6 protein-coding genes and 1 pseudogene are annotated in these 7475 nt (G+C 64.3%); 3 read left to right on the top strand and 4 right to left on the bottom strand.

Going from position 1 to position 7475, the window contains the following annotated elements:
• Positions 1–126 precede the first annotated feature (126 nt).
• Positions 127–1740: a glutamine-hydrolyzing GMP synthase gene (gene guaA, locus AUC71_RS15365; RefSeq protein WP_069624947.1), complete on the top strand. Its 1614-nt coding sequence runs from the start codon at positions 127–129 to the stop codon at positions 1738–1740.
• 105 nt (positions 1741–1845) lie between these two features.
• Here guaA and AUC71_RS15360 read toward each other — a convergent pair whose 3' ends face one another.
• The 4 genes from AUC71_RS15360 to AUC71_RS15345 all read right to left on the bottom strand — a co-directional run bounded on the left by AUC71_RS15360 (position 1846) and on the right by AUC71_RS15345 (position 6458).
• The gene (locus AUC71_RS15360) at positions 1846–3450 is read right to left on the bottom strand and encodes a DUF1254 domain-containing protein (protein ID WP_069624946.1); all 1605 of its coding nucleotides are present in this window, start codon (positions 3448–3450) and stop codon (positions 1846–1848) included.
• A gap of 109 nt (positions 3451–3559) precedes the next feature.
• Positions 3560–4444, bottom strand: coding sequence for an alpha/beta fold hydrolase (locus AUC71_RS15355; protein ID WP_069624945.1), 885 nt, complete (start codon positions 4442–4444; stop codon positions 3560–3562).
• Positions 4445–4848: 404 nt separating this feature from the next.
• Positions 4849–5334, bottom strand: coding sequence for a YaiI/YqxD family protein (locus AUC71_RS15350; protein ID WP_069624944.1), 486 nt, complete (start codon positions 5332–5334; stop codon positions 4849–4851).
• A gap of 113 nt (positions 5335–5447) precedes the next feature.
• Positions 5448–6458, bottom strand: a complete 1011-nt coding sequence (locus tag AUC71_RS15345) for a glycerophosphodiester phosphodiesterase family protein (RefSeq protein WP_069624943.1) — start codon at positions 6456–6458, stop codon at positions 5448–5450.
• Between the two features lie 161 nt (positions 6459–6619).
• Here AUC71_RS15345 and AUC71_RS15340 point away from each other — a divergent pair, with 161 nt between their 5' ends.
• On the top strand, positions 6620–7237 hold the full coding sequence (locus AUC71_RS15340) for a hypothetical protein (RefSeq protein WP_069624942.1): 618 nt from the start codon (positions 6620–6622) through the stop codon (positions 7235–7237).
• Positions 7238–7257: 20 nt separating this feature from the next.
• A pseudogene (locus AUC71_RS15335) lies at positions 7258–7475 on the top strand (hypothetical protein); the annotation flags it as partial.

The following is a 7475-nucleotide window of genomic DNA, read 5'->3' as shown; positions in this document are numbered from 1 at the left end:
CGGGATCCAGTTGCCCGGTCGCTCGGCCTTCGGCCCTCTGGATTCCGGCTTGCGCCGGAATGACGAAAGGGGGCAAGGGCCACTCGAACCATTGCCGACTCAAGGTTCCTGCTATAACCACCGGCCATGACGGAGACGGACGAAACCGCGGCCCACGACACCCAAGATCCCGCCCACGATGCCGCCCATGACGCGGCTCATGACCGGGTGCTGATCGTCGATTTCGGCAGCCAGGTGACCCAGCTCATCGCGCGCCGCGTGCGCGAGGCGGGCGTCTATTCCGAGATCGTGCCGTTCGACAAGGCGGAAGCCGCTTTAGGCCCCGTCCTGCCACGCGCCATCATCCTTTCCGGCGGCCCGGCCTCGGTGCACGAGACCGGCACGCCGCGTGCGCCGTCGGCCATCTTCAGCGCCGGCGTGCCCGTGCTCGGCATCTGCTACGGCGAGCAGGCCATGGTCGCGGCGCTCGGCGGCCAGGTCGAGGCGGGGAACGAGCGCGAGTTCGGCCGCGCCGACCTCAAGATCATCGACGAGACGCCGCTCTTCGACGGCGTGTTCGAGGAGGGCGAGCGCGCGCAAGTGTGGATGAGCCACGGCGACCGGGTCACCAAGCTGCCGCCCGGCTTCCGCGCCGTGGGCATCTCGACCGGCGCGCCGTTCGCGGCCATCGCCGACGATTCGCGGCGGCTCTACGGGGTGCAGTTCCACCCGGAGGTGGTGCACACGCCGAAAGGCGCGGCCCTCATCGCCAATTTCGTGCGCGACATCGCCGGCTGCGACGGCGCTTGGAGCATGGCCCAGTTCCGCGAGGCGGAAGTGGCGCGCATCCGCGAGCAGGTCGGCGACGGGCGCGTGGTGTGCGGGCTCTCCGGCGGCGTGGACTCTGCGGTCGCCGCGCTCCTCATCCACGAGGCGATCGGCGAACAGCTCACCTGCATCTTCGTGGACCACGGCCTGCTGCGCCAGGACGAGGCGACGCAAGTCGTCGATCTGTTCCGCGGGGCCTACAACATCCCGCTGGTGCATGTGGACGCAGGCGAGCGCTTCCTGCGCGCGCTGGAAGGCGTCAGCGACCCGGAAGCAAAGCGCAAGATCATCGGGCGGCTGTTCGTCGAGGTGTTCGAGGAGGAATCCGAAAAGCTCGAGGACGCCGAGTTCCTGGCCCAAGGCACGCTCTACCCGGACGCATCGAGAGCGTGTCGGCGAGGGCGGGCCTCCGTCACCATCAAGTCGCATCACAATGTGGGCGGCCTGCCCGAGACCATGAAGCTGAAACTGGTCGAGCCGTTGCGCGCTTTGTTCAAGGACGAGGTGCGCGCGCTCGGCCGCGAGCTCGGGCTCCCGGAAGCTTTCGTCGGGCGCCATCCGTTCCCGGGGCCGGGCCTCGCCATCCGCATTCCCGGCGAGATCACGCCCGAGAAGCTCGACATCTTGCGCAAAGCCGACGCCATCTATCTGGAGGAGATCCGCAAGGCCGGGCTCTACGACACGATCTGGCAGGCCTTCGCCGTGCTGCTGCCCGTGCGCACCGTGGGCGTCATGGGCGATGCGCGCACCTACGATTTCGTCTGCGCCTTGCGCGCCGTCACCTCGACCGACGGCATGACGGCCGACTATTACGACTTCTCCCACGACTTTCTGGGGCACGCGGCGCGGCGCATCATCAACGAGGTGCGCGGCATCAACCGCGTGTCTACGACATCACCTCCAAGCCCCCCCGGCACGATCGAGTGGGAGTAGGGGGCGTCCTACTCTCAGGTCCGCTTCTGACCCAATGCTGTCACCGCTGGGCGGGCGTAATTCTTATCCGGGGGGCCGGTCGCGAAACCGGCCCCCTACTTCCTTCTATTTCACCAGCTCGACCTCGCTCGGCCGCCAACTCTTGTCGAAGAAGGGTTCGAGCGGACTGTAGAGACGCAGAACGACGAACCAGCCCTTGTCGGGGTCCGTCTGGATCCAGTTGCCGCGCGCGACGCCCTCCGGCTGCTCAGGCGCGAACCAGACGGTTGTCGAGCCGTCCTCGGCTGCTTCCGCCGCCGGTGACGGATAGGTCTGGCTGCCGGCCCGCGGATAGCGCTGCGGCGTGTCGAGCATCGAACGGGTCATGTTGTCATACAGGGTGAGCGACCAGAAATTGCCCTCCGGGATGTCCTTCGGCAGCGTTACCTTGTATGTCTTGGCTCCATCAAACGGGTGCTTGTCTGCATCCTGCATGGTCCAAAGATAGGTTGAGCCGATATTGGTCAGGCGCATCGCCATCGCAGGCGTGATACCGGTGACCCCATAAAAGAAGTTGCTGCGGGCGCTCATGGTTCGATAGCCGGTCGGCGGGAACGGCTTGACGCCCTCGGATGTGATCTCGGGGATCGGCGTTTCGAACTGATAACCGGTCTGGAACAGATAGTTGATCCACGACGAATCTGGATAATAGAACCAGCTCTCATCGCGCGATGCTATGAACAAGGTGCGCGCGGTCGCATTGGCGACCCTGAGTGCCTCGCCCATGATTTTCTTCATCCGCTCGTCGGGCGCGAACGGCTTGCCCTTGACGATGCCGATCGCCGCGACCGGCCCCATCAGTTCGGGATCGAGCGACGTGGCGGGCTCACTTTGCACGACCTCGTTGAGCATTTCGTAGAAGCTCCAGTCGTTCGGCGGAATGGTGTTCATCACCTTGCCGCTGCCCTCGTGGAACACAGTACGTGGCGGATTCGTCTCGACCTTGCCGAGCTTGGCCTTGCCAGCCAGAAATTCGGCGATGGGGGTGCCGACGCCGCCGGGTTTGTACGGATAAACCTTCGTGGACTGTTTGATCCTCTCTACGACCGGCCTGGGATCGCTGCCGTTCTCCAGGAACGAGCGCGCGAACCAAAGAATCGTGTTGGTGCGCGCCTTGGCGACGTAGAACCCGCCGGTCGGCAGCGGACCGTCATAGTCCGGTCCCACAATCAGGTATTTACCGCCCTCGCCGCGGTCCGGTCCGGGCAGCCCGATATCGGTCACCCAGCGGAACCATGCATCCTGCACAGCGCCAAGAAATTTCGGCGGCGTCTCAAGAACCACGGGGCCTTTGCTGAGGTCGAGATAGCCCATGACGTAGACCGTATCGGCATTGGCTGTGAGGAACAGCGACTTCGCGTCCATCAACTCGGAGAAGACGAGCACCTCGTTCTCCTTCATGCCGATATCCATCATGCCCTTCTTCAGGGCATGGATGCTCACCCCGCGCATATTGTCCATGAAGGCGCGATAGGCATAGGTGAAGTCGAGGTTGTCGTAGACGGCATCGGCTGTCGCCGCGTCCGGCACGCCGTCCTTGAACGTGAGGGTGCCGATTCCGGTCTCTACACTGTCCGGTGTGCTGATCGATTCGGGAACAGGCTGCGCCTGCGCGACGCTTATCTGTCCAGCGAAATACAGCGCGCCTGCGCAAATGGATAGTCGCTTCATCTGATCCTTCCTCCTTAAACATACCCACGAAGGGTACGCCGTGTTTCGGGACGCCACGCTACGTCCCGTTCTCAACCCGGCCTCGCTGCCGCGAAACCGAAGCTCGCCGTCACTGTGCCTTCTCACCAATTTTCTGAATAAAGCCGATGACGTGAGAGGCGGTAGTCTCGGGCTGTTCCAGAGGCAGGGCATGGCCGGCGCCGGGAACGTTGATCAGGATCGCCCGGTCGCCGAGCTCCTGCTTGAGATCCTCGCCGTTTTCGGGCGGCGCAATCTGATCCTCGGCTCCCTGCAGGATCAGATATTTCGTCTCTCCCGGCGGCGCCCACCAGACATCGAGCGGCGTCGCATCCGCCGCGACTTTTTCGATGGCCGCTGCTTCCGGTGCGCGCGACGGCTTCATAATGTCCCAAATCTTCGCAGAGTCATCGGGATTTGAAACGAAGTACGGCATAATTGCCAGCACCTCGGCGTCGGTGGACGCCGGGTTGAACATGATATCGAGAGCGTGCATCGCCGCCGGTTTGGGCGGTATCTTTCCCCCCGCCGCTAGCAGGATGACACTGCGCACCAATTCCGGATGCGTCGCCGCCAACATGCGGGCGACGCGGTTGCCGAGGTCGTTTCCGGCGACGTGGACCGGCTCGATCTTCAGGTCCTTGATTACCCCGGCCACCTGGTCCGCGAACGTCTGCAGCGTGATCCCCTTGCTTGGCGCCTTGCTCTTGCCCGAGCCCGGGAAGTTGATTCCGACGACCCGATAGCCAGCCTTGGCAAGCGCTTCGGCCAGGCCGTCAAGATAGGCCACGGTCAGGGTCCCTCCCGGCAACAAGACGATCGCCTCTCCTTCGCCCCGAGTGAAATACTCGATTTCGGCGTCTGGCAGTTTGACTACGCCGGCGTCGACGGTTTGGGCTTCGCTGATGGCTGGGAGAGCGAACAAACCCACGACGGCGAGCCATACGATAAGAGTCGCGCTTGCTTTTGGATTCATCAGCCTTGACCTCAGCAACAATTGCGCCGGCGGCGTAGATAAGAGCTTTTGGAACAGGCATTTTTTCGCACTAAGCAAGCCGGCTCAAGCCCAAAACCATCTGTGGTCCTAGCTTAGCGTGTCAACTCGGTCTCACTGATTAGTACGCGGTCGATACGAACGCGTTGAACGACAAATGACCGCTTGTGGCACTTAGCGGTCGAACTTACCCCCGCCCTTAAAACCTGCCGTGCAATGCCGTCACCTCGTCCGTTGAGGGGCGTGCTCTAGAGGCGTTCTGATCGCGGGACGGGGTGTGGCGCCTCATCAACGCGGTGCGCAGGCCAACCGCGCGGTCTCCGGCATCACCTCCAAGCCCGCCTACCATCGCGTGGGAGTAATCCGCAGAGTTCAGGCCGTGGCCATCACGTCTCCGGCTGCCCGGTCGGGTGACCGGCCCGCTTGAGACGCACGATCGCGCCGTCGAGCGCCTGAAGGAAGGCCGAGCGGTCCGCCTTCGAGAATGGGCGCGGGCCGCCCGTGATCTCGCCCGCCGAGCGCAAATCGGTCATCAGATCGCGTGTGGCGAGTGCCATTCCGATCGAGGACTCCGTGAAAATCTTGCCATTCGGACCGATGGCGTCGGCGCCGGCCGATAAGGAGCGATGCACGAGCGGGATATCGTTGGTGATCACGATCGCGCCCGGCCGCGCCCGCGTGGCGATCCAGTCGTCGGCAACGTCGAGTCCTTGCTCGACGATCACCCGCTCGATGGTCTCGACCTTCGGCAGCATGATGTAGGCGTTCGAGACGACGATGGTCTTCACGCCGTAGCGGGCGGCGACGCGGAAGACCTCATCCTTCACGGGACAGGCGTCGGCGTCGACAAGGATCACGATGGGCGCGAGCATGCGGGCTGTTTAACAGCCGGCGCGGCGCATGGGCAACGCGGCGCGCGCGACATCACTTCCAAGCCCCCCCGGCGCCATCGCGTGGGAGTAGGCCCCATCGATTAGGGGCTCGGTCACCGACTTCGAGCGGATCGCCCGTGGTCCGGCTTGTCCTTCACGGCGGGGCCGATGATTTCGATCTTGTTGGTCCAGAGGTAGCCTGTGAACTGCGGCGGCACTTTCGCGAGGTCGTCCAAGGTGTCGATGCCGGCGGTGCCGGGATCGCCCGCGCCGTATGGCCCGAGCAAGATGACTTCACTGCCCGCGTCGCGAAACCGTGCGAGCAACAGGTTTGGCCAGCCCCAGAGCCATGGCGCGACGTTGATCGGGATCATCACCTTCGTGTCGCGGCAGGCGCTCGGCATGAACCCCGTCCAACCGGCGGCGATGTACTGTACGAGACAGCTCTTCAGTTGTCCGCGCGACCACACGTTGAGACCGCTTATGCGCTCTGCCGCGCGCGCCGTCGGCTCGTCCCCGCCATAGGCGCCCCACACGGCGCTCCGCCAATCGGGATGCTTGGCGATCTGGTCTGCCAGCATGTCGCCTTCGCGCGCCTCGCGGCTCTTGAAGTTCACGAGGAAACGGCCCTCGGGCATGGCGGCGACGACTTCGCCCAGCTCCGGCATCTGCCCCACGCCCTGTCCGCGAAAGGGAAACGTCTTGCCGCCATCGGCGGTGTAGCCGTGACCGATGTCGAGCGTCTTCAGATAGGCGAGATCATGCTTGCAGGTTTCTCCGGTTCCTTCGGTTCGGCAGTCGAGAGTCCAATCGTGCATGACGGCGAAATGCCCATCCGTCGTTGGGTGGACGTCGAGCTCGACGATGTCGGCCCCGGCTGCGAAGGCGGCTTGCATGGAGCGCACGCTATTCTCGAGGTAGTCGTGCACCGGCGGATCGATGCGTTCGGCCGTGCACGTCTCGTTATCGAGACCCTCGCGGCTGAAGGTCTGGTGAATGCCGCGATGGGCGATCAAACCGATCTTGGGATCGCCCGGCGGGGCGGCGCGCCACGACGCGTTGAAGATGTAGATCGCGCCGATCGCCGCGACCGAAGCTGCGAGCACCAATGGCAATTTGCGCAAGAGACTCCCCCGTCAGCGAGGCCGTTTATTCCCGATTAAGCACTCCGGCCTAACGTCTCAGATTAGACAATAATTTTCCGGATGATCGAGGCCGAAGGGTGCCCGCGAGGGCTTTTGCGCGTGGGGCGCCCGAAATCGGATCGATTAGGAGATTCGATCCTATGCGGGTGACCTCTCTCCTGCTCGCCATTGCCGGCCTGGTAATTTTCGCCGCTCTGCCCGGGGCCTCCCAGGCTCGAGCGGAGGAGCTGCCGTGGCTCGTCTCGCCGCCGGCCAAGCCCGTGCCCCCGGGCCCTCCCGGCGTCCCGGCCTGGCTCCAGGCGCATATCGGCGACGGCGACGGGCAGATCTCGGCCGTCGTGCTCCAGCGCGCGCGGGGCTTCCACCTGCAGAAGATCCGCGAGGGCGCGGTCCGAAATCCCTGCTATTTCGCCTTCGACGCCACGCGGCCCGCAGGCACCGGCCGCCGGTTCTATGCGATCTGCGAGGCGGACAGGACGTTCCGCGCGGTCCCGTCCGGCCACGGCAGCGGCCGCAACCTGCCGGGTATCGCGAATTTCTCGAACGACGTCCGCTGCGCCAAGAACTTCTCCAACGCGGAGGATTCCAAGCTCACCACCGGCGGCGGCTATGTCACGGCCGAGATCAGGACGTCCTTCAAGGGCTATTACAACGCCTCCGGGTCGTATCAGCCGCTGATGCGCTCGTTCCTGCAGTTCGAGGGCGAGGGGGTCACCGCGACGCGCGGGAGCGCGCCATCGGCGGCCATCCGGGGGTGATCGTGTCGTGGATCTGCCGGATGAAGTTTCCGAACAGTCCCCACGCGGACAAGGACGGCTACGTGCCCTACGGCAAGCTGATCGACTATGGCGACGGGCGGAGCAATGGCTGCACCAGCTGGCCCATGTCGGTCTCCGACAAGATCCTGGCCTTGGCCGAGAACAAGCCGACCACGGTCTATATCTATCCCGAAGCGAGCGACATCGTGGCCGTTTCGCGCGCGGTGAAGTCCGGCCA

Origin of the sequence: Methyloceanibacter marginalis (assembly GCF_001723295.1) — a bacterium.
Taxonomy (GTDB): domain Bacteria; phylum Pseudomonadota; class Alphaproteobacteria; order Rhizobiales; family Methyloligellaceae; genus Methyloceanibacter; species Methyloceanibacter marginalis.
The sequence above is the reverse complement of the archived record's forward strand: the minus strand, read 5'-3'. Positions and strand labels throughout refer to the sequence as shown.

Coding starts and splice junctions, on each gene's coding strand:
- AUC71_RS15340 (WP_069624942.1), top strand. CDS start 6,620: ATGCGGGTGACCTCTCTCCTGCTCGCCATTGCCGGCCTGGTAATTTTC.
- AUC71_RS15360 (WP_069624946.1), bottom strand. CDS start 3,450: ATGAAGCGACTATCCATTTGCGCAGGCGCGCTGTATTTCGCTGGACAG.
- guaA (WP_069624947.1), top strand. CDS start 127: ATGACGGAGACGGACGAAACCGCGGCCCACGACACCCAAGATCCCGCC.
- AUC71_RS15355 (WP_069624945.1), bottom strand. CDS start 4,444: ATGAATCCAAAAGCAAGCGCGACTCTTATCGTATGGCTCGCCGTCGTG.
- AUC71_RS15350 (WP_069624944.1), bottom strand. CDS start 5,334: ATGCTCGCGCCCATCGTGATCCTTGTCGACGCCGACGCCTGTCCCGTG.